This window comes from bacterium (assembly GCA_023150945.1).
Classification (GTDB): Bacteria; Zhuqueibacterota; Zhuqueibacteria; order Zhuqueibacterales; family Zhuqueibacteraceae; genus Coneutiohabitans.
The window spans coordinates 216,119-239,265 of sequence record JAKLJX010000005.1; the positions used below are offsets into that span (position 1 = coordinate 216,119).

The 23,147-nt window shown below is 60.6% G+C and carries 12 protein-coding genes; 6 read left to right on the top strand and 6 right to left on the bottom strand.

Annotation, left to right across the window (positions count from 1 at the left end; genetic code table 11):
• Window positions 1-159 precede the first annotated feature (159 nt).
• The 5 genes from L6R21_09115 to L6R21_09135 all read left to right on the top strand — a co-directional run bounded on the left by L6R21_09115 (window position 160) and on the right by L6R21_09135 (window position 9,704).
• Entirely contained in the window at window positions 160-3,603 is a 3,444-nt protein-coding gene (locus L6R21_09115; protein MCK6559350.1) for a T9SS type A sorting domain-containing protein, read from the top strand.
• A 56-nt stretch (window positions 3,604-3,659) separates the two neighbouring features.
• Entirely contained in the window at window positions 3,660-4,763 is a 1,104-nt protein-coding gene (locus L6R21_09120; GenBank protein ID MCK6559351.1) for a PorV/PorQ family protein, read from the top strand.
• Between the two features lie 491 nt (window positions 4,764-5,254).
• Window positions 5,255-7,609: a PIG-L family deacetylase gene (locus L6R21_09125; protein ID MCK6559352.1), complete on the top strand. Its 2,355-nt coding sequence runs from the start codon at window positions 5,255-5,257 to the stop codon at window positions 7,607-7,609.
• A gap of 154 nt (window positions 7,610-7,763) precedes the next feature.
• Window positions 7,764-9,128, top strand: a complete 1,365-nt coding sequence (locus L6R21_09130; GenBank protein ID MCK6559353.1) for a GWxTD domain-containing protein — start codon at window positions 7,764-7,766, stop codon at window positions 9,126-9,128.
• 24 nt (window positions 9,129-9,152) lie between these two features.
• Window positions 9,153-9,704 carry a DinB family protein gene (locus tag L6R21_09135; protein MCK6559354.1) on the top strand — a complete coding sequence of 184 codons (552 nt, stop codon included), beginning with the start codon at window positions 9,153-9,155 and terminating at the stop codon, window positions 9,702-9,704.
• Here L6R21_09135 and L6R21_09140 read toward each other — a convergent pair.
• Together L6R21_09140 and L6R21_09145 are read right to left on the bottom strand one after the other, a co-directional pair.
• On the bottom strand, window positions 9,701-10,696 hold the full coding sequence (locus tag L6R21_09140; GenBank protein MCK6559355.1) for a hypothetical protein: 996 nt from the start codon (window positions 10,694-10,696) through the stop codon (window positions 9,701-9,703). The genes L6R21_09135 and L6R21_09140 overlap by 4 nt on opposite strands.
• Before the next feature lie 333 nt (window positions 10,697-11,029).
• Entirely contained in the window at window positions 11,030-11,428 is a 399-nt protein-coding gene (locus L6R21_09145) for a hypothetical protein (GenBank protein ID MCK6559356.1), read from the bottom strand.
• 706 nt (window positions 11,429-12,134) lie between these two features.
• Here L6R21_09145 and L6R21_09150 point away from each other — a divergent pair.
• A complete protein-coding gene (locus L6R21_09150; GenBank protein MCK6559357.1) occupies window positions 12,135-13,220 on the top strand; it encodes a sugar kinase in 1,086 nt (361 codons plus the stop codon).
• 593 nt (window positions 13,221-13,813) lie between these two features.
• On the opposite strand, the gene L6R21_09155 is transcribed toward L6R21_09150, so the two are convergent.
• The 4 genes from L6R21_09155 to L6R21_09170 all read right to left on the bottom strand — a co-directional run bounded on the left by L6R21_09155 (window position 13,814) and on the right by L6R21_09170 (window position 22,941).
• A complete protein-coding gene (locus L6R21_09155; protein ID MCK6559358.1) occupies window positions 13,814-19,153 on the bottom strand; it encodes a CHRD domain-containing protein in 5,340 nt (1,779 codons plus the stop codon).
• Between the two features lie 469 nt (window positions 19,154-19,622).
• A complete protein-coding gene (locus L6R21_09160) occupies window positions 19,623-20,654 on the bottom strand; it encodes a zinc-binding dehydrogenase (protein ID MCK6559359.1) in 1,032 nt (343 codons plus the stop codon).
• A 282-nt stretch (window positions 20,655-20,936) separates the two neighbouring features.
• Entirely contained in the window at window positions 20,937-21,860 is a 924-nt protein-coding gene (locus tag L6R21_09165) for an amidohydrolase family protein (GenBank protein ID MCK6559360.1), read from the bottom strand.
• A gap of 322 nt (window positions 21,861-22,182) precedes the next feature.
• Window positions 22,183-22,941: a 4'-phosphopantetheinyl transferase superfamily protein gene (locus tag L6R21_09170; protein MCK6559361.1), complete on the bottom strand. Its 759-nt coding sequence runs from the start codon at window positions 22,939-22,941 to the stop codon at window positions 22,183-22,185.
• Window positions 22,942-23,147 lie beyond the last annotated feature (206 nt).

Sequence of the window (23,147 nt, forward strand, 5' to 3'; positions counted from 1 at the left end):
TGGTGCGGTTGCAGGTGTTGCAAGGCGATCAGCGTTTGACGAGACGCCGTTCCCGATGTGAGTCTCACCGGCTGCCGGCGGTTGTGGCGCACGCCCGGGTCGAACAGGAACGGCGGCCATCCAAAACCGTGATTCGAGAACGAAAAGGAGTCACACATCATGCAAAAGAGCAGTCTGTTGAAACTGATGCTGGCCGGTCTGCTGCTGTACGGAGCGACCGCCTTCGCTGAGCGGCCGGCGGGCGAGAAGGAGCGCAACCAACAAGCGCTCAGCAAGCCCACAGGCACCCCGCGCTATCAGATTCTGAACATCAACAACATTTGGACGTGGATCCGCAATGACGGCATGTCCAATCATTCCCCCATCGCGGATGACGGCACCTACTTCCCGCGCGGCACCGGATCGGCGATTTACCAGGACGGCATCATGTGGGGCGGCAAGGTGTATTTGGATCCGAACTACACCCAGCCCGGTCCCAAGGATCAATTGATCCGCGTCGGCGGCGCCAACTATCTCGTGGGCACGCGTGAAGGCCGGATCATCGGCGAGGGTGCCTCTGCCGTGGCTGCCAACACCGCTGATGCTGACGTGCGGGCTTATCGCATCCGCCGCGACTATGCCGTGATGTCGGATACGGAAAAGCGCCGCGATGCCGCTGAATACAACGAAATTCCAGTCGCGAACGTTACCGATGCGCAAGTCGCCACCATCATGTCGCGCTATGCGCTGGACTGGAAGGAATGGCCGGTGCAGCAAGGTGCGCCCTATATCGAGCGCAACGGCACGCCCGGCTATCAGCCGCCGCCCGAGTTCAGCGCGACTTTTACGGTCGACGATCTCATCAAAGGCAATTACGACGAGCCGGGTATTGCCGGTGCGGATCCCAACTCCCCGGCTGACCAGGTGGTGTGGACGGTGTTCAACGACCTTGATGCCAGCACGACGCTGCAATTGCAGGGCTCGGAACCCCTGGGCTTGGAAATCCAAGTCACGCTGTGGGGCTACAAACGGACCGACGCCCTGGGCAACATCTATTTCCGCCGCGTCAAGTTGATCAATAAGGGCGGCGTGGATGTCACCGACGCCGGCGGCACCAAAGGCTCCTTCTACATCAACGAAATGTATGTGGCGCAGTGGTCGGATCCCGATCTCGGCAATTCAGGCGATGACGTGGCCGGCTGTGACGTCAACTTGAGCTTGGGCTACGTCTACAACGGCCAGGCGGTTGACAGTGAGTATCGCGGCTTTCGCTTGCCGCCGCCTGCCATCGGCTACGACTTTCTGCAAGGCCCGGCCGTGCCCGGCGATCCCACTGACCGCGCCGTCTTCGATCTGAAGTACAAAGACGGCTTCAAGAACCTGGGCATGACTTCATTCTCCTACTTCTCGGCCGGCTCGCCGATCTCTGACCCGCCGCGTTCCTATACGCAGGGCACCATTCGCTGGTACAAGATGCTGCGCGGCTTTGCCCCGATCGACGGCGACGACCAATACTATCCGTTCCCGCCCGGCGTGGCGCCCGATCAGTTTCCGCTCTCGGGCGATCCGGTGACCAAGACCGGCTTTCTCGATGGCGAAGGTGAGCAATACTCCTTCGTGCCGGGAGACCGCCGCATCAACCTGAGCACCGGTCCATTCAGCTTGAATCCCGGTGAGACCCAGGAAGTGGTGGTGGCGGTGGTCGGTGGCTTGGGCGCCGATCGTATTTCCAGCGTCGCAGTCATGAAGTTCAACGACCGCTTCGCGCAGAACACCTACAACGCCTTGTTCCAAGTTCCCAAACCGCCGGTTGCACCGATTGTCACCGTCTCGGAACTGGATGGCACGGTGGGTGTGGAATGGGGCAGCAATTTGAACCGGGTGCGTGATACCGAGACCACGGTGCAACAACCCGGCGGCTATGCCTTCGAGGGCTACAATGTCTACCAATTCCCCAGCCGGGGCGCTTCCTTGTCGGAAGCCAAGCGCATAGCCGTATTCGATCTGGCCACCGATCCCACTGTGGTCTTGGATGAGCAGTTCGATCTTGCCTCGGGCCAGATTCTCAACAAACCGGTGCAATTCGGCACCAACAGCGGCATCGCGCGGTATTTCAACTTCAACCGCGATTACGTTCGCGATATCGGCAAACTCTACAACGGCCAGGAGTATTACTTGGCGGTGACCGCCTATAGCCGCGCCACCGTGCCCGGCTATCTGCCGGCTTCCTTGGAGTCCGAACCGACAATCATTACCGTCGTTCCCCGCGTGCCTTTCGGAATCGAGTACGAGACTGCTTTTGGCGACACTCTGAAGGTCAATCGCCTGGGCGGTGGCAGCGATGGCATCGTTTTGCCCATCGTCGTCAACCCGAAAGCCAGCACGGGCGACAGCTATGAAGTTCGATTTGCCGTGGACAACGATGGCAACACCACCTGGAATCTGCTGAACACGACGAAAGGCACGACGGTCTTGACCAACAAGACCAACCAGAGCGGTGATGAGAAGTATGACATCATCGATGGGATTTTCCTGGTGGTTTCCGGTCCGCCGCCTGGTGTCAAAGAATGGGAATGGACCGCGGGTTCACGTTTCCTCACCTGGGCTGATGCGGCCGGTCTGGAATTCGAAGGCTTCGAAGGCGCGCTGGGCTGGGCTTCTCCGCGCTCGGTTTTCGGCGATGGCACGCACATCATTCCCGCCGACAAGCTCAAGAAAATCGAGATTCGTTTCGCCAATGCCGACGCCAATGATCTCGAGTTTGATCCCAATCAGCCAAATGTTTCCTATGCCTATCGGCATGGCCGCGGCTTCGGCGGAGCGCCGGCACGACCGGAGTTTGCGCCTTACATCATCAACACAGGCGGCAGTTATTCTTATCAAGACTTCACCAAGAGCGTGCCGCTGGCGGTGTATGATGTCGATGCCAATCCGCCGCGCCGCTTGGCCGTGGCCTTTCTCGAGAACAACGCAGTGGACGGCAAAGTCGACGGTCGCTACAACCCTGGGGTTACCGGTACGACCAACAACACCGCTTCCACCGGGCCGCGCGAATGGCTGTGGATCTTCGACGCAGACTATAGCGAGACACCCAACCCCGCATGGCAAGTTGAGATCATTGAAGGCCCGCAGCCGGTCATGTACTTCGCGACCTGGCAGCGCCGCAATGCCAACGCCTGGACCGATGGCAACGTGATTACCATTACGCCGAATCGGCCGAATACACCGGATGATGCCTTTAGCTTCGCTGCGCCGGCGCCGAAAAAGGGTGGCGCACTTGACGCTGCCAGCGCACAGAATATCGGCGTGTACCCGAATCCTTACTACGCCTTCAACCCGGCGGAAAACACCACGCTCAATCGCTTCGTGACCTTCAACAATCTGCCGCCCAACGCCACGGTCCGCATCTTCAACATGGCCGGCCAGTTGGTGCGCAAACTCGAGAAAGTCAATGACTCCTCGCAGTTCCTGCGCTGGGACCTGCAGAATCAAACCGGCTTGCCGGTGGCGAGCGGCATGTACATCGCGCACGTGGAAGCCACCCTGCCGGCCACCGGCGCCAAGGCGGTCAAGGTGTTGAAACTGGCCGTCATTCAAGAACAAGAAGTGCTGGAAGTTTTCTGAGCGCTACGCTGACTCATTTTCGCTTTCACAACTCTCTTGCAGAAGGAGAAAATGTCATGAAGAGTAAAGTAGTCATTTCCATGCTTTGCCTCGGCGTGGCGCTGGCGATGTTGCCGCTGCGGCTGTCAGCGCAGGCCCTGGGCGAAGGCATCGAAAATAAACGCATCGGGACGGCCGCGGCGACCGAGTTGTTGATTCCCGTGGGCGCGCGCGACCTGGCCATGGGCGGCTCCAGCCTGGCGACCAGTGCCGGCATCGACGCGCTGCACTGGAATCCTGCCGGCCTCGGCCGTTTGGCCACCACCGCCGAAGGAACCTTTACGACCATGTCCTACCTCGCCGACATTCGCCTGAACTACGGCGCCGTGGGCGTGGGCTTCGGCGGCTTCGGTGTCGTCGGTCTCAGCATCCGTTCCTTTGATTTCGGCGACATCCTGTTGACCACCAACGATGATCCGGAAGGCCGGGCGGGCCGGACCTTCGCGCCCACTTTCGTGACCGTGGGCCTGACCTACTCGCGTGCCTTCACCGATGCCATCACCGCCGGCGGCACTGTCAAGATCATCTCGGAGAAAATGGGCCGCGCCAGTGGGGGCGGCTTTGCGCTGGATTTCGGCGTGCAGTACCACACTCTCGCCGGCATCAAGGGCCTGCATCTCGGCGTTGCCATGAAGAACATCGGCCCGCAGATGAGCTTCAGCGGCTCGGGTTTGTTGCGCCGGGCAGTTTCCTCCGAAGGCAGCCGGCCGGAGCAGTACTATGATGTCAAAACGGCCAGCTTTGAATTGCCCTCTTCGGTCGAGATTGGTCTGGCGTACGAGCGCACCATGAGCGAAAATCTCAAGATGAACTTCAGCGGCGCGTTCGCCAACAACAACCTCGGCCTCGATGGCTATCGCGGCGGCGCGGAAGCGCTGTATCAAGTGAGCAACAACTTCCGCCTCGCCGGTCGCGCCGGCATCGAGATCTCGCCGAACGGCGGCGTCGATGACAGTTCGGTGGAAATCTCGAACGGCGGCGATGACCAAATCTTCGGGCCGGCGTTGGGCTTCGGTTTTCTCTATAAGACCGAGTCGCTCGACATCACCCTGGATTACGCCTATCGCTCCGTCGATTTCTTCGACAGCAACCAGATGTTTACGCTCAAGCTCGGCTTCTAAGCAGTTCGGCCGTAACTGAGTTTCGTTGTGAGAAAGGCTGCTCCGCCGGGGCAGCCTTTCTTGTTGTGCGCCGCGTTGGGAGCCGGGAAGATTCCTGCTGCCAGGTCAGGCACCGTGGGGATTTTCTTCCTTTCGAACGCAGCGCAGTCTGCCCGACGGCAATCGTGAGAAATGCCGTCCCTGCGTGGCCGTTGGCATTCGAACAAAGCCGGTTGAAAATTGGCGCAGAAATCGTTATCAATACGCCATCCGCCTGGCAGCTTTGCAAGCTCTGATGAATTGGCGCGTTCCGTCCCTCACCGCCCGGTTGTCGTGGAATTGCTGCATTGGCGAAAATCGAGTAAAGGTTGCTTGCCCGCGAGATGAGCCCGGCCGGTCGGCTGCAATCAGAAAATGAGCGATTGGCATGATGTCGATCTGAAGTGTGAATTGGCAAAACCGGTTCACGATCTCTCTTATTTCACCTTCGGCGGAATCATATGTTGCTTTTCATGAAACGCATCAGCAGAAATCGTCTTGTCACGCGTGGTTTGCCCGTGCTGCTTCTGGCTCTGCTCGCCGCCTGCGAGAGCACCCCGTCGCCGCAATCCTACTTTCCGGAGACCGGGCGCCGCGCGCTGCAGCAGCGCTCTTTGGAGGCGCGCACCGACCTGCGCGTGCTCGCGCTGGCGCTGCAGCCCGGCAGTGAAGACTTGGCAACGCTGGCCTATTTTCGCCTGGGCCGCGGCGCCACCACCATGAGCGCCTTCGCCAGCAACGGCGAAGCGGGGGAGAGTGACCTGCGTACCGAGTATCCCGCCTACTTGGCGGCGGTACGGCGTGAGGAAGCGACTCGTGCTGCTGCGCACGTGGGCGCTGAAGTCTATTTTCTCAATCTGCCTGATCTCGTTGCCGCGCATGATTCCGCCAGTGTGCGGCTCGCGTGGCCGGCCGATTCCGTGCGCACGAAGCTGGCACGGCTGTTTCTCAAGTTTCAGCCGGATATCGTTCTGCTCGCGCCCGAGCCGGAACGCGGCACCGCCGGCACGAGCTGGCCGCGGCATTGCCTGGCAGCAGATGTACTCGCGACCGTCCAGCAGCTCAAGTCTGCCGATTCTGCATTGCCCGCCAATGGCCTGGAGGCGCCCCGCCGCTGGCGTGTCGATCGCGTTTTTGTTGATGACGGCAGCGGCGTGCGTCCGCCGTTGCAGCAAGTGACTGCGCAGTGGAAAAAAACTTATGAAGCAATCGGGCAGGAGGCCGGACGCGCTTATGCCTCCCTGGCGCGGCAGCGGACCATGTGGCGCGCCGGGCGACCGGTGGGTTACACGCTGCTCGCCGGCGCCTCTGCTGCACCGCTTGCTGCGCTCGATGCCGAACTGCCGTTGCCGGCCAGTGGCCGGTTGGCTGGCCTGGAAAAACGCGTGCGCGATTTGACCGGCAAGACGCAGGAAGGCAAGGCAAGCGGTGCGCTGGCAGAAATCGTGAGCCTGATTGATTCCGTCAGCCTCCTGCTGGCGGAGAAGAATTTGCTGGAGACCGAAAGGCGGCGGTTGTTGCATTGGAACAAAACGTTGGGCGATTTGCGCTGCACGCTGTTGGGCGTCGAGGTCAAATTCACCCTGAGTGACACCGCTCTGAGCGAGCGGCAACTCACTTATCTCACGCTTACCAAAGTGACCGGCTTGAGCAAGGGCGGAAACACTTCGGTTTTCTTCGGCAACGTCGATGCTCAAACCGGCTGGATCGTCGACGAGGGGTTCGAGCACAAGCTGCCGCTGCGGCTGAACGATCCCTATCGCCTGCTGTCGCCCAAACAAGTGACCTACACGTTTCCCCCGGCCTATCATCAACAGCAGTCCGCGGAGTCTTATCAAAAGCTGCTGTTCTTTGTGATTCACCGGGCCGCCAACCGGGAGCAGGATTTCATCTACCGTGCGGAAGCCAAACTCACTTTTGGCCCGCGCTTTTCCACCGAGGTGCTGAATCCGATCGTGCGCATGCACGCCAAGGAGCATCTGCGCCTCCGCCTCACCAACTTCTCGCGCGACGGCGTGACCGATGAGGTCTGGGTTGATGACGCCTATGCCACGGCGCGGCCCAGCCGCTTTCGTCTGAGCGAGAAGGGCGCCACTCATCTCGATGTGCTGCCGCTCACCTGGCGCGGCGACCCGCCGCCGGGCAACTACCTGATGCAGGTGCAGATCGACAGCATTCCCGAGGCCAATTTTCTCGCGCGCAAATTTTACGCGACGGCCGATTCAACCAAGCGCCTCGGCCTGCTGGCCGCGCTGGCCGACAGTCCGGCTGCCGAAGCGCTGCGCCGCCTGAATCTGAAATACACCGCGCTCTCACCCAGCGCCGATTGGGAGAAACGCCTGGATTCGCTCGAGGTGTTGCTGATCGACCGCCGGGTGCTGTCGTTTCAACCCGAGCTGGCGCAGCGGCGCGCGGCGTTACAGCGGTTTGCCGAGGCCGGCGGCCACGTAATCATACTCGCGCAAGAGGCGCCGGTGTGGAACAACGGCCCGTTGTGGGAAGGCTTGCATCTCATCCCGGTTTTGAGCTGGGAAGCGAACACGCCGCTGCAAACCGCAGCGGCGCACGCCCTGCTGGCTTTTCCGAATCATCTGGAGGCGTCGGACTGGGAGGGCTGGCTCTTTCGCCGCGCGTACAATTTGATCTCCGGGCCGGCGCTGGCTGGAGCAGAGACTCCGATTCAAACAACGGCGGAATCCGCGCCGCTGCTGGTGACGAAAATTCTGGGCCGCGGCCGCTTCACTTATGTGGATTTGGCGCTCGCACCGCAATTGCTGAACGTTCATCCCGGTGCTTTCCGGTTGTTCGCCAATCTGATTTCGCTATGAATTTGCCCGCCGTGAGAACCGAATGCTTTGTCACGATTCCCCACGGCGGCGCCTTGGGATACCCGAAGCGTGATTTGGGTTCGGAAAAATTCTACCAAAGCCTCGGCCCGGCCGAGGCTGAACATCTCTCGCACAGAAACTCAGGTGGTCAGTCATGAAACCTCGATTTGCCCTGCTGGCCTGTCTGCTGTTGGCCGGTGTGCCGGCCGCGGCGCAAGATCTGGCGCCGGCCGCGCCCCTGACCTTCAATCTCGATTATGCGCGCTTTCGCAATGACGAGCGCAGCGGTTATTTGGAGGTGTACTACAGCTTCCAGCCGCGCGTGCTCAGTTATCACCTGGCCAATGGCCAGTACCACGCCGGCGTGCAGATCACCACGCGCCTGCTGGAACGGTCGGGCGCGCGGGTCGTTGCCGAAAAGCGCACGCTGTTGAAGGTCTCCCAGGCTGATACCGCCGCGGCTTGGTACCATTATCCCATGGTCACGCAAGCCGGCTTTGCTCTGCCCCATGGCGAGTATACCCTGGAAGTCATTGCCGCAGATTCGCTGGCGCCCGGCCGTCGCGACAGCGTGGTTTCCGCCCTCGAGGTGGTGGCTTATCCCGGCGGTGTGGGCATCAGCGACATCGAATTGTGCCGCAGTATTGCGCCCTCCACCAAGCGAGATGATCTCTTCTTCAAGAATGGGATGGAGGTCATTCCCTATCCCCAGATGGTGTTTGGCACCGCCACCACGCCGGTGGTCTTTCATTACCTCGAGCTCTACAATCTCGATCCCCAGGCCACCTATCGCGTGAAGACGCTGCTGGCAGATGCCGACGGCAAACCGGTGCGCGAGGTCAGCAAGGAGCGTAAGTATGGCGCCAGCAACACCGTTGAAGTGGGGACCTCGAACATCACCTCGCTGCCCTCGGGGAAATATCTCTTTCATTTGCTGCTGCTCGATCAGCGTGACAGCCTGCTGGTCGATGCGGAACGAGCGTTCTTTGTCTACAATCCGCATCTCACCCCCAAGCCGGCTGCCACGTCCGCGCTTGCCGCGAACTTAGCGAATCTTTCGCTCGCGGCACTTGACGAGGAGTTTCAACAGGCGAAATATCTCGCGATCAAGGAAGAGGTCAAAATCTTCGCAGGATTGGTCACCGCCGAGGCCAAGCGCGAATTTCTCACGCGGTTTTGGGGGGAGGTGGAAAAGGGCAGGGGTGATTTCCCGGCGATCACGCGCGCCGAGTATCTGCGCCGGGTGGCGATTGCCGGCGAACGCTACACCAGCCTCAACAAAGCCGGCTGGCGCTCGCATCGCGGCCGCATTTATCTGCTCTACGGCGATCCCAACGAAATCGAGCGCGTGGCGAGCGCCGGCATTGCCAAACCGCATGAGATTTGGCGGTACTTCGGCATTGAGAACGGCGTTGAATTCGTCTTCATCGACCGCTTGGGCTTCAACGATTTCGAACTCGTCCATTCCAACAAACGCGGTGAGTTGCGCGATGACAACTGGCAGAATCTGTTGCAGTAGCAGCCGGCGCGGAGAGTTGCGGACATGAAAAAGATCGACCAGCCACAGCCGGGCGAATATGCCCCCTATGCGAGCATGTACATCGATTTGTTGCCGGATGACGGCCTGGTGCTGCAGCACCAGGCCGCCAATCTCACGGCGACCAAGGCCCTCTTGCGCGATCTTCCCGAGGAGAAACTCATGCGCCGGTATGCGGCCAACAAATGGACGATCAAGGAGATTCTGCTCCCTCTCAGCGATGACGAGCGCATCCATGCTTATCGCGCCCTGCGATTCGCCCGCAATGATCAAACCGAGTTGCCGGGCTTCGAGCAGGACGACTATGCCCGCCATTCCGGAGCCAACGCGCGCAGCCTTGCCGATCTGCTGCGTGAATTCACCACCGTGCGCCGCGCCACCCTCTCATTGTTCGCTGGTCTCGAGCCGCGGGCTTTTACGCGCTGCGGCGTGGCCAACGGCACGCGCATGAGCGTGCGCGCCATCGCCTACCACATTGCCGGGCATGAATTGCATCACTGCCATCTCATCAAGACGCGGTATTTGAACCAGCCGGCGAATCTCCTGCCTCTCCTCTAACCGCGACGTGCCGTGACCGAGCGCGTTCGCCGTGGCTGCGGCGCCAGCGCCTCCTGCAAGAATCGCATGAGAAAGCGATCGGCCCAGTGCCAGTTGTGCGCGGCGCGCGCAGCAAAGACGGTTTGCGGAAAACCGAGGGTGCAGCCTTTTTCGGCCAGCAAGCGGCAGAACTGCTCGGCGCGATCGCGATTGCCGCGCATGCCGTCGTGCGCGGTGCTGGCCACCCAGAAGCGCGTGCGGCGGAGACGGTGCAGCGTCCTGCCGCGGGCGCGCGCGATGATATCAGTGGCATTCCAGGCGCGCAGGGCGCGGCGATTCCTCGGCTTGCCCAGCGCGGCGTTGAACAAGGGCGAAGCCAGCCACACGCGATCGCGCAAGGCCCCGCCGCCCTGCCGCGGATAGCGATGGCCCGGCCACATCAAGGTGCCGTCATAGATGCCCGCTTCGTCAAAATAGCCGGACAGCTTGGCCGCCAACAAACTCACCGTGTATCCTCCCAAAGAAAAACCTGCCATCAGTTTTCTCGTCGCCGGCCCGGCATAACGCTGCTCACACTCGGGCAGCAGCTCGCTGGTGAGGTAATGCCAGCAGCGGCCGCTGCCCAAGCCCGTGTGTTTCACCGGCCAGGCACCGGCCATGTCGATCCCCAAAGAGGGCACCGCGTTGTCGTCGGAATTCAAACCCGGCATCACCACCACCATGGGCGGCAGCAAGCCGGCGTTGATCAGCGCATCGATGTCCTCGACGGCAGTTGATTTCTTGCGCGAAGTATCCTCGTGAAAATTGCACCATTCCCGTTCATGGCCGCGAAAGAGATAGAGCAGCGCCGCTGCCCGGCCGGGCTGAAGGCGGGGTGGCTCATAAACGAAGCAAGCTTTCGCAAGCCGGAGGCTGCGGGAGTAGCGCCATTCCAGGCGCAGCGTGCCGTGCAGCGAATCGGCATGGCGCGCCAGTATTTGGGCATGAATGTTTGCGCGAGTGGAGCTTGGCATTGGGCAACCGGGGATGAATGGTGGCGGTCGCGGCACTCGGCGGCCGGAGGGGGTGACCTGGATCTTGCGTGGGAATTGTTGCCCTGCTCACCTGCGGTTGCATGCACAGGCGAAAGAATGATGCAAAATTCAGGTGTCACGCTGGTTGTGCGTCAGCGCCGCCACGCGCCCCCGCAGGCTGTCATTGCCTCACCGGTGCCGGCATGCTTTGCGCGGCGCCGGCGGCCTGCTGCAATGACAGCCGCGGCGCGTCTTCAGCGGCGTGAAGTGGAAACTGCTGGAAGAGATAATTCAGAAATCAACACCGGTGCGCGACGGCCTCACCGGCCGGCGTCAGGCTTTGTAGATGCTTCCCACCACCGCGCCGAAGATCACCCACTCGATGAAGCCGATGCCGCCCATGCAGTAAGTCAGATAGTAGGGAAAACCCTGCACGGTGAGTGGGCTGTAGTACATTGCGATGAAGCTGATCACTCCCATGAAGACGCCGAACATCATGCCGCCTTTGGCGCCCGCTGCCCACGAGCCACGTGTGCGGGCAAACAGCAAGGCGCCGGCGAGGCCCATCAGGATCGCAATAACCGGAAACCACATGAAGTTGGCATCCTGGCGGAACACTTCCGGCAGTCCTTCATAGGTTTTTCTCATGACCATGCCGTGCATAATGAATTCATACACGGCATTCACCACGCCGCCGGCCAGGCCGGCTACCACAGCTTTGGACCAGTTCATGAACTCCCTCCTCTGTTGTCGAATACCACAACCAGACATTGGATTGATCGGGTTGCTTGAAGCGGGGCAGGATGGCGGGCGCAGCCGGAGGTCACTTCAAGCTTGCAGGCGGCAAAAGATAAGCAATTGTGCAAGATTTGTCAATTGCCAAAACCGGCCCGCCGGAACAAGGGAATTGATTTTGAAGGCGATCCTGCTTTATTAGTACTACAACGTTAAGGACACTGGCTTCTCCAGGAGGCCAGCTTGACCCCGACGGAGTCACATGCAATAGCCCACGGGCAGCGCCCTGGGAACTGACAAAGTCCATCGCAAAAAGCCCTGACAGGGCGGCATTTCTGGCGTGTTTCTAGGGCGCCCCGAGGGGCCGGGGGTCTTGTTCCCTTGAAATGTCTAGCCACCACCCATGTCATCCTGCGAGGATCCTGTGAAGATTTGAGCACGGTGCCAGGTGCCTCCCAAGGTTCCTTCTGAATGACACGCGGAATCACTTATACAAATCAAAGCAACAGAATACTGGATGCTCTCTCATGACTGTCAATTTTCCAGGGCGTTGCCCTTCGCTTCTACATTTCGCCCCCGTAGGGCTTTTTGTCTGTGCAATAGAATTCGACACAACGTTGTAGTTAGTCTCTGTCCGGAAATGAAGAAACCGCCCGGCCGCTGGCCAACTACAACAACTCTAACCTGAGGAGGTGAGATCACCATGGCACTCAAAATCAAATCCGCGGATGAAACCGAATTCGATTTGCTGGCATTGGGCGAATGTATGATTCGTTTGAGCCCGCCGGGACATCAGCGCATCGAGCTGACGCCGGTCTTCGAGGCTTATGCCGGCGGCGGAGAATACAACGTCGCCTATGCGCTGGCGCGTTACGGCATGCGCACCGCCTGGGTGTCGCGCCTGGTCGAGAGTCCGCTCGGCGCCTTCATCAAGAATCATGCGCAGGCCAGCGGCATGAATCTCAGTGAAGTGATTTGGGTGCCCTACGACGGCGTGGGCCGCGCCGACCGCATCGGTTTGAATTTCACCGAAGTGGGCATCGGGGTGCGGCCCAGCGTCACGCTCTATGATCGCGGCCACTCGTCGACCGCCCACATGCAGCCGGGTGAAGTCGATTGGCGGCGCCTCTTCGGCCGGCGCCAGGCGCGCTGGTTTCACACCGGCGGCATCTTCACGGCGTTGAGCGACAGTTGCGCGGAAGTCGTTGCCGAAGCCATGCAGGCGGCGCACGAAGCCGGCACGGTGGTCAGCTATGATCTCAATTTCCGCAGCAAGCTGTGGTCGAGCAAGCGCGCTATCGAGGTGACCAAAAAGCTGGTGCCCTATATCGACGTGCTCATCGGCAATGAGGAGGATTTCCAGAAAGTGCTGGGCTTCGAGGTCGAAGGCACGGATGAACAGCTCAAGAAGCTGCCGGTCGAGGGCTACAAGAAGATGGTGGAAAAGGTGGTGAAGACCTTTCCCCACATCAGGGCGGTGGGCACCACCTTGCGCGAAGTGGTGAGCGGGCTGGTCAACAATTGGTCTGCCATCATGTATTATGACGGCCAGTTCTATCAATCGCGGCGCTATGAGAATCTCGAGATCGAAGATCGCGTCGGCGGCGGAGACGGGTTCTGCAGCGGTTTCGTGTACGGCCTGCTGCACGGCATGACTCCGCAGGAATGCGTGGAAATGGGCGCGGCACACGGCGCATTGCTGCAAAGCACGCGCGGCGACACCAGCATGGTGACGCTGGAGGAAATCAAACACGTGATGGGAGGGGGGAGCGCGCGCATCAAGCGCTGAATCCCGTGCAATCAGCCCGCGGGTTGCAGCCCATGCACACCAGTTGTTCAGGCTTACCCTCAGTCCTGACCGAACAAGTCCACGGTGCGCCGATCATTCTGCCGCCAGTGCGCTGTTACTTTCATTCGTGAGAGTGGCTCTCAAAATGTCATTCAGGCGAATCTTGTGAAATACCCGGCAGCGTGCCAAGATCTTCACATGATCCTTACAGGATGACAGAGGGGCTACGGTGCAATAGATTACAGCGGTTTTCAATTGGATGAGCAGGTTTTTAGTCCCCGCCCCTTGTGGGCGACTGTCATTGCAGGATGACAGAGGGGCTACGATGCAATAGACTACAGCAGTGTCCGTCCAAAAATGCTCCAACCTCGGCTGTGCCGAGGTTTCCAAAACCTCGAGTGGCGTGTAGACTCTGAGGATTTCGATGCCACGGCCAAGCCGTTGCAGGAACGCCTTTATCAAAAGGCTGCGATTTCGGACGGACACGAATTGTTCTGTCACCCAGCCTTCAGCAACAACAAAAACGCCACTGGTGCAACACCAGTGGCGTTTTTGTTTCCGCGGTTCGACTTCTGCCGGATCGTGCCGGCGGCCTACTTCAACAAGGTCATCTTGTGCGCCTGCACGAAGCCCTCGGTTTCGATGCGGTAGATATAGATTCCGCTGGCCACCCGGCCGCCGTCATCGCTTTTGCCATCCCAAGAGATTTGCCTGAATCCAGCCGCCTCCAGGCCGTCGACCAGCGTCCGCACGCGCTTGCCCAGCAGGTTGTAGATTGCCAGCTTCACGTGCACCTGCTTCGGCAAATCATAGCGGATGATGGTGGTGGGATTGAAGGGATTGGGATAGTTCTGCAGCAGGGCAAAACGCTCGGGCAGCTCCGCGTTCTGTTCCTCCACTCCGGTAGTGGGCGTGATGTCCGTCGCCAGAATCGGATGAAGCTGATAACCCGTTGCCGGATTCGCAGAGCTGAACTGGCCCAGCACGCCTTCGAGCGCAAACGTTCCCATGGGAATGGGTACGCCTGCGATTCTCGTATCCGAGGCTGCCGGCGTGCGCAACGCCACCGCGCCGGACTGATCGCTGGCATCGGTGACCGTGTACGTCTTGTTTGCCGCGAACACCGTGTCGCCGGCGGGATTGATGGTCAGGCCCTCGACCCGAATCAACTCACTCTCATAAGCCTCGCCGTTGCTGGCCAGCTCGGCCAGGGTGACGGTCTGCGGCGCGGGCAGCTCGTTGTCGCGCGAAATCACTTCGAAGCTGCTGATCGGCGAGAGTTCCTTCAAGGCACTGAACTCAGACAGCGTGCCGGTGACCCGCAGCCGATCGCCCATGCGGACGTTGCCACTGTCAACCGCCGCGCGGAATGCGCCGCTGGTTTGAAACGCAGTCATGCCCGCGGTGGCATCCTGCAGCCGTGCAAAGCGGCCAAGCGCGCGCGTGACAATGCCCTCGATCGTCACCACCGTGCCGTTGACCGCTTGCCGTGCAATCGCAATCGGCATGATCGCCGTGGCGCCGGGAATCACCTGGCCGCGAATCTCACCGGCGGGGAAATTGGCCGAGTGCACGTTGACGTAAAGCTGGCTCGCCAGCAACTCCACCACCAAATCCGGGGTGAGCGCCTGCGTGGTGTCGCTGCTCTTCCACACGCCGCTGGCCGTGGTGCCGGTGAAAGGAATGTCGCGCACGACGCCGGCGTTTTTGCCACGGCCGGCATTGTGGAAATGCGCGGCGCGGAACGCGCTGCTCAGCCCGGTGTAGCCGGCTTCATAGCCCAGTTCGGTGCCGCTGGGGTTCAGCGTGAAATTGCCGTAGCCGGCGGCGTTGGTCGTCACCGGCGGCACTTCCTGGCTGCCTTCCAATTGCGCCGCAAAACTGATCGCCACGCCGGTCAACACCTGGCCGCGAATCTCGCCGCCGGGATTGGCCGCGGTGTGCACATTCACATAAAGATTGCCGGCGAGCAATTCCGCCACCAGCGCCGGGGTCAACGGCTGGGTGGCATCCGTGCTGCTCCACACGCCGGTGGCAACCGTGTCCGTGAACGCGATGTCGCGCACCACTGGGCCGTTGACGCCGGCCGCGGCATTGTGAAAATGCGCGGCAGCGATCGGCCCGCTGAGATTGGCGACTTTGATCTTGTAGGAAAGCTGCGTGCGGTCTTCATTCAACACAAAGCGGCCGCCGCCGGCGGCATTGGTGTTGACTGCCGGATTCTCCTGCTGGCCGCTGAGCACCGCGTGAAAGACCGTCGCGGCGCCGGTACGCAGTTGTCCGCGAATCTCGCCGGCAGGATTGGCGGCAGTGTGAACATTCACATAGATCTTGCCGGCCAGTAACTCCGCCACCAACGCCGGGGTCAGCGCCTCGGCATCACTGTTGCGCCACACACCGGTGGCCGTATTGCCGGAGAAATCAGCCGTGATCGTGCGCACCGGTGAGCCATTCTGGCCGGCCGGCGCGTTGTGAAAGTGCGCCGCCTGTATCGCGCCGCTCAGACCATTCACGGTGACCGAGAAGGACAGCTCCGCGCCGGTGGCGTTCAGCGTGAAACTGCCGCTGCCGTTTGCCGTGGTCGTCACCGGCGGCACTTCTTGTGCCCCGTTGAGCGTGGCCGTGAAGTTGATCGGCTGGCCCGGCAATACCTGGCCGCGAATTTCACCGCCGGGATTGAGTGCGGTGTGCACATTCACATAAAGATTGCCGGCGAGCAATTCCGCCACCAATGCCGGGGTCAGCGGCTGATTGGTGTCGGTGCTCGACCACGTGCCGCTGGCAATGCCGTCGGTGAAAGTGATGGCCCGCACCACCGGCCCGTTCACGCCGCCGGCGGCATTGTGAAAATGCGCTGCGGCGATCGGGCCGCTGAGTCCGATCACACTCACGCTATAGCTGAGTTCGGTTTGATCTTCATTCAACACGAACATGCCGCCACCCTGCGCCGTGGTGGTGACTGGCGGCACTTCCTGGCTGCCGCTCAGCGTCGCGAAGAAAACCGCCGGCGCTTTGAAGTCCGCGCGGCGCGAGGGTTGAATCTGCAGCGTGTTGTTGAAGGAAGTGGCCACGCCGATGATGTTCACCGGATTCGGCGGCTGCACTGCGCCGTCGATGTCGGTATCACGATCGATGAACATCGCCAGCTCGCCGCTGCCATCGTTGATGGTGAGCGTCCTGTCGCTGTTGTCCGGCGGAAATGTGCCGATGATATTGGCCTGATTGACGCGAATCAACTCACCCTCGATTGCGGCGCGATTGTTGACATACTCGGCCACCGTCACCACCACCGGCGCCGGCAGGCCGGGTTCGTCGATCACCACAATCGAATCCGGCACGGTTTCGATGTTGCGGCGGCCGGAATTGGTGGCAATGCGGCCGTCCTTTACCAGCACGCGCGTGCCCTGGGTCACCGCGGATTTGGCGTTCCCCACGAACATGCGAATGCCGCCGGTGGCATCCTGCAGATAGAACTCCGAGCTGTTCGTGCTCGACAGCCGGAAATCCACCGTGGTGATGATGCCGGAAATCGCGATCTTTTCCGCGCCGTCCGGCAATTGCCGCGCGACTCCGATCGGCGCGATGCCGCGGAAGCCGGGCAGCAGTTGCCCGCGAATCTCTCCAGCCGGATGTGCGGCAGTATGGAAATTGATGTAGATTGTGCCGGCCAGCAGCTCGACCACCAACGCCGGGGTCAAAGCCTCGGCATCAGAACTCTTCCACACACCTGAGCCGCCGCCGCTGCCCAGCTCGCTGGTGAGCGTGCGCACCGGCGGACCATTGACTCCGCGATTGGCGTTGTGGAAATGCGCGGCATTGACCGGTCCGCTCAAGCCGATCGTGCCGACGTTGAAAGTCAGCTCCGTGCCCGCGGCATTGAGTTTGAAATAGCCGATGCCGGCGGCCTCGGTCATCACCGCTGGCACTTCCTGGCTGCCTTCGACTTGCGCTTCGAGATTGATGCTTTTGCCGCTTTCCAATTGCCCGCGAATTTCACCGCCGGGATTGAGCGCGGTGTGCACATTCACATAAAGATTGCCCGCGAGCAAATCCGCCACCAGCGCCGGTGTCAGCGGCTGGGCATCGGTGCTGCGCCACACGCCGGTTGCGGTGGTATCGGTGAAATCAGCGGTGAGGGCACGCACCACCGGGCCATTGGTGCCGCGCGGCGCCAAATGAAAATGCGCGCCGGTGATCGGGCCGCTGAGATTGCGGACTTTCACCATGAAGCTCAACGCCGTCTGCTCGGCGTTCAGCACGAAGTATCCCCCGCCCGCCGCGGTTGTGGCCACCGCCGGGTTCTCCTGCTTGCCTTCCAGCACCGCCAGAAAGACCGTTTCCGCGCCGGCGCGAATTTGCCCGCGAACTTCGCCGCTGGGATTGGCGGCGGTGTGCACATTCACATACAGCTTGGTGGCGAGCAACTCCGCCACCAGTTCCGGTGTCAGGGCTTCGACCGTGTCGCTGCTGCTCCACACGCCGGTGGCCGTGCCGTCGGTAAAAACATTGGTGATCGTGCGCACCGGCGGACCATTGACGCCGGCGGCCGCGTTGTGAAAATGCGCTGCAGTCAGCGGGCCGCTCAGATCATTCACCGCCACTTCGAATTGCAGTTGCGTGCCGGTGGCATTCAGCGTGAATTTGCCCACGCCATTGCCCGGCACACTGACCGGCGGCACTTCCTGCTGGCCATTGAGGCTGGCCGTGAATTTTTTCTCGCTGCCCAGCAAAACCTGGCTGCGAATCTCGCCGCCGGGATTGGCGGCCGTGTGCACGTTGACATAAATGTTGCCCGCGAGCAGTTCATTCACCAGGTCTGGAGTCAATGGCTCGGTATCCGTGCTCTTCCAACTGCCGCTCGCAACTTCCCCTTCGAAATCCGCGGTGATCGTGCGCACCGGCGGACCATTCAGGTCGGCTGCCGCATTGTGAAAATGCGCGGCGGTGATCGGTCCGCTCAACCCCGTGACGCTGACATGGAATTGCAGCTCGTCGCGTTCATCATTCAACACGAAATAGCCGCCGCCGGTGGCGGGCAGCGTGAGGCTGGGCACTTCCTGGCTGCCGCTCAGCACGGCCATGAAATAGGCCGGTTGCTTGGCCAGGCCGTCCGGCACGGTGCCGGGCGTGGGCGCGTTGTCTTCCGTCCAACTGCCGCCGGCAAAGCTGAAATTCTCGCTGGTTTCATCATGGCCGGTGATGCCGTTGCCGCCGCTGCGTGTTTCGCCGGCCTCGGGCGCGTTGCGCGCGGCGCTGGAACCGGTTTCGTGCGGCTGAAAGTCGCTGTCATTGTCGGCATTGACCACCGTTTGGCTGGCGCTCGGTGTGTCGTTTTTGTAGGTGCTGGGATTGCTGTCAGCATCCGGCCCGTCAATCGCCAGGCCGGTCTTGTCAACGGCCGTGCTTTTGTTGCCCCACACCACGTAGTCGACGTCTTGCACCAGGTCACTCTGGCCGTCCCACGTAAACAACACAACACTTTCACTCGTGTTGGTGAGGCCGGCATTGGCAGTGACCACGATGCTCACCATATCCGTGACCGTGGTGTCAGTTCCCAGAATCTCGTAGTCAGGCGCCACGGCGTATGTGGTTTTGAAGCCAGCGCCGCTGAATGCAACGACTGTCACCCCGCCGGGCGCAATGCTGGCGCCGTCCGGGAATTTCACCAAGAAATCGAAGCCTGCGACCGACAGTGCGGCTGCACCATTGACGACTCTCACGTAGTCGGGGTTGCCGGTGCTGACATCATCAGTGAGATAGTAGTTCGAGAGATCAATCGTGCTGAAAGTTGGATTGAAGATCTCGATAAACTCACCATCGGTGGGCGTGACCACGAACTCGGAGATGAGCAGGTGATCGCTTTGACCGAGCGCCGGCAAGGCCAAGCCCAGCCCAAGGCAGCCCAAAACGAAAATGCGTTGCAACCATCTCATGAGCGTCCTCCTTCGCGTTGGTTAAGGTGTGCTGAGGGATTTTGACGAGATTGGGATAACTGTGGAGCAGGCGGCTGCAGTGATAGGAAAAAAGGCGGCACAAAGCTCTTTTGCAAGTTGGGCATGGTCCCCGTCCAGTTTTGCAGAGAAAACTGCTCTCGCCCCGTGAGCGCCACGTTGCTTGACAATGAGATCAGGGAAGATCCGGAGCTTTTGTGTGCAGTAAATGAAGTGAAGGTACTTGTGCGGCCGCAGTTCGCGAGGCTGCCGCCGGTGGTAAAAGCAGGCGAAAAAGTAGGAGAATTCCCGAGAAAGTCAAGCTTGAAATTTCCGGCCGGGCAGCGCAGAAATCTCCCAACCGACAAAAAGCATCCGCTGGGTTGCTTCTATCCGCTGGAAAAGAGGTGGAATTCCATTCCGGGTTTGATGAGCCAATCGCCTTGCTGCCGAGCTGCGCATGAATCCCTGATCACGCCACGGCCAGCACGATCTTGCCGAACTGTTCGCGCCGTGCCAGCAGACGATGCCCCTGGGCTGCTTCGTGCAACGGCAGCACGCGGTCGATCACCGGCCGCAGCGCGCCGGCTGCGAACAGCTCGGTGAGATGGCGCATTTCGCCGTGTGAGCCCATGATGCTACCGAAAAGCGTGAGGTTGCGCGAGAAGAGATAACGCAGATCGGTAAGCGCGCGATAGCCGGTAGTGGCGCCGCACGTCACCACCCGGCCGCCCGGCGCCAGCGCTTTGATGGAATCATCCCAGGTCTTTTCGCCGACGTGTTCGAAAACGATGTCCACCCCGCGCCGGTTGGTGAGTTGGCGCGCGGCTTCGCGGAAATTCTGCTGTTCGTAGTTGATCAAAAAATCCGCGCCCAGCGCCTGCGCCTTGGCCAGCTTGGCCGCGCTGCTCGCCGCCGCAATCACCCGCGCGCCGTGCAGCTTGGCGATTTGAATCGCGGCCACGCCCACGCCGCTGCCGGCGGCCAGCACCAGCACCCAGTCTCCGGGTTGCACCCGGCACTTTGCCACCAGCATGTGCCAGGCGGTGAGAAAGGTGAGCGGAAAGGCCGCGGCTTCATGAAAACTGAGCTGCGCGGGTTTGGGAATGATATTGACCGCGGGCACGGCGATGAATTGCGCATACCCGCCGCTGCGATGCTCACCGATCACGCCATATTGGAAACAATAGTTGTCGCGCCCCGACAGACAGGCTTTGCAGTAGCCGCAGGAAACGCCGGGCGAGACGATGACTTCGTCCCCGGCTTGCACGTGCGTCACGCCCGCGCCGGACTGCGCCACTACCCCGGAAATATCCGATCCCAGAATGTGCGGCAGCGGCAGCTTCAAGCTGGGAATGCCGCGCCGCACCCAGAGATCCAGATGATTGAGCGCGCAGGCTTTGATGGCCACCAGCACCTGGCCCGGCCCGGCTTCGGGCGTGGGCAGATCACCGTAGGTCAAAACCTCCTCATCGCCGTGCTGGTTGAAGTAAATGCATTTCATCTCTCACCTCTGTGCTTGGGAAAACGACCGCACCTGGCTTGCCATCGATCTAAGCGATAAGGCGCTCAAAGGCAGAATAAAACGTTAAGCATGAGCAAACAGAGCAAACAAAGAAGAAATCTCTGTTTGCTCCTGTTCTGGTTTCTTGTCGGACTCGAGCCGTTCCGCACCGGCGGGGCCGCGGTTTTCAGATTGTCTGAAAATCCGCTGTAGACAATTAGTACCACAACCGTAAGCCGGGGTATTCTGGACTATTCAGCAAGGTAGACGCCTCCTTTTGCCTCAATCAGGCAAGGCACCGCAAGCGCGCAGCAAGCGCCGGGCATTCTCATGGAGAATCGCGTTTTTCAGCTCGTCGCTCAGCGGCAGGCTGAGGAAGGCCTCGACGTTCTTGCGCATGTCCCACACGCCGGGACTCGGCCAATCCGTGCCCCACAGGGTTTTGTCGGCAATTTCCGCGAGGCGGGGCAAATAGTCCAGCAGTTTTTTGGGGGGAATGCCGGAAATGTCGATGTGCACGTTGCGGTGGCGGCGGAGCAGGAAGAAAGTGGTTTCGGTATGCAGCGGCCGGCCGGCATGCGCGATGATGATTTTGAGATTGGGGAAATCCACCGCCACGTCGTCGATCGGCATGGTGTCGGCGAAGACATTGCGCGCGCCGGGAAAGATGCTGGTGCCGCCGTGGAACATCATCAGCAGGTTTTCCCGTTCGGCGCGGCGATAAAGCGTTTCCTGCGCGGCGTTGCCGGAACGGTAGACATTGGCGCCAATGGCTTGATGTGGCGGATGTACTTTCAGGCAGCGAATGCCCAGGCGCAACAGCCGGGTCAGCTCGGTGTCGACGTCATCGCAGAAGCGCGGATGCACGCCGCCGAAAGCGATCAGGCGGCGGGGATTTTCTTGGCAGTAGTGCGCGACAAAATCATTCGTTGCCGCGGTGAAGCCCATGAGATCGGGACTGGGGTAATTGATCAACCCCGCGGCCTCGATGCCGTTGGCGTCGAGAAATTCCAAAAAGGCGCGCGGCGATTTGATGAACTGTTCGATGGCGGCCAGGTCACTGCGGCCGGCAGTCATCTTTTCCCGCACGCCGGGCTTGAGTTGTTCCCAGGGTTGAATGTGGACGTGGATGTCGATGATGGGCATGAGAAGGTTGGTTTTGGGGTGATTTTCACTGGGGTGGTTTTCGGCATTGCTGGCCGCCATGCGTGTGTTTCTTGCGCTGCGAACCTGGGCCGTTTGTCATGCTGCCAGCATCTTCCCTTTTTTCGCAAGATAGGTTTGCCGGTGCATAAATGCAACCGTGAGAATTTCCAGTTGGAGGGGGAGGTCATCGTTGTTCACACGGGATTGAATATGACGCCTGCCGGCAAAAAGGTAAATGGCACTTGTGCGCGTTGGTAGTAATGCTACGCACGTTCGTAGTGATGCCTTTAGGCATGCTTCTCACAGGTTGGGCGAGGCATGAGGGATGTTATCACGACTTTAGGCTTGGCGCCTGAAGGCGCTACTACAAACGAAGGCGTAACTATAGACTCAATTCCAAGGGAGGTGAGGTTATATGGTGAGTCACCAGGGTGAGAACGAAGCCCGGCAGGGGTTGCCACCAGCCGTGGAATTTGCGGCCGGTTTCGTGGCATCGCGCCGTGAATTGCTGCCATCCCGCCGGCGCGGCGGCCGCGCTGAGTTGCACTTCCACGCTGCGGGGATCGCGGCGCAAGCCCTGGCGCAGCGCCTTCAGGCAGCTTTCCTTGGCGCTCCATAGCAGGTTGGTGAGCAGCGGCTGCTCGGCATCTGCTGCGCTCAGCACCAGCGCTTGCTCCGCAGAGGTGAAGTAGTCCGCCAGAAACAACGCGTTGCGCGGCTGCACGGCTTCGAGATCACAGCCCAGCGGCCAGGCCTCCGGCGCCAGCGCTGCCACACAGCTTCCTTCGCTGTGACTCAACGAAAGCGCCAGGGCCAGCGGTTGCTTTCGCCAAAACATCTCAGGCGCGCCGGTGGCGCCGGCGCGCAGCTCGAATGCCGCCATTGCAGTCTCCGGTGTGCAGTCGCCCGGCAAGTCGCGGAGCAGTTGCGCGTGTTTCTCTTCCAGCAGCACGCGCGCTGGTTCGGCTTGGGCGAGCAGCATGCACAGGGCGCGTTTGGCCGTCCAGCGGCCGAGGCGCCAGTCCAGGCGGCGTTTGGGAAAGCGCAGGCCCGTGAGCAGGCGGCGCTCGGTCGGGCTCAACCACTCGTCGTCCTCGGGCGCCTGCGCCTGCGTTTGCATGATCCAAAGAATGCTGTTCATAGGCCATGAGGCGCGCAAGGTCAGAACAAAATCCTGGAAGATTCTTACAAGCAGAAAGTAGACATATGAACCGCGGCGACGCGGAGAGCGCGGAGTTTCAGATCCAAGAGAGTCCTTCTTCGCGTCTCGTCGGTGAGCTTTTGAAGTGAATGCCACGGGAGCGTGCCCAAATCTCCACAAGATCCTTACTGGATGACAGCGTAGTC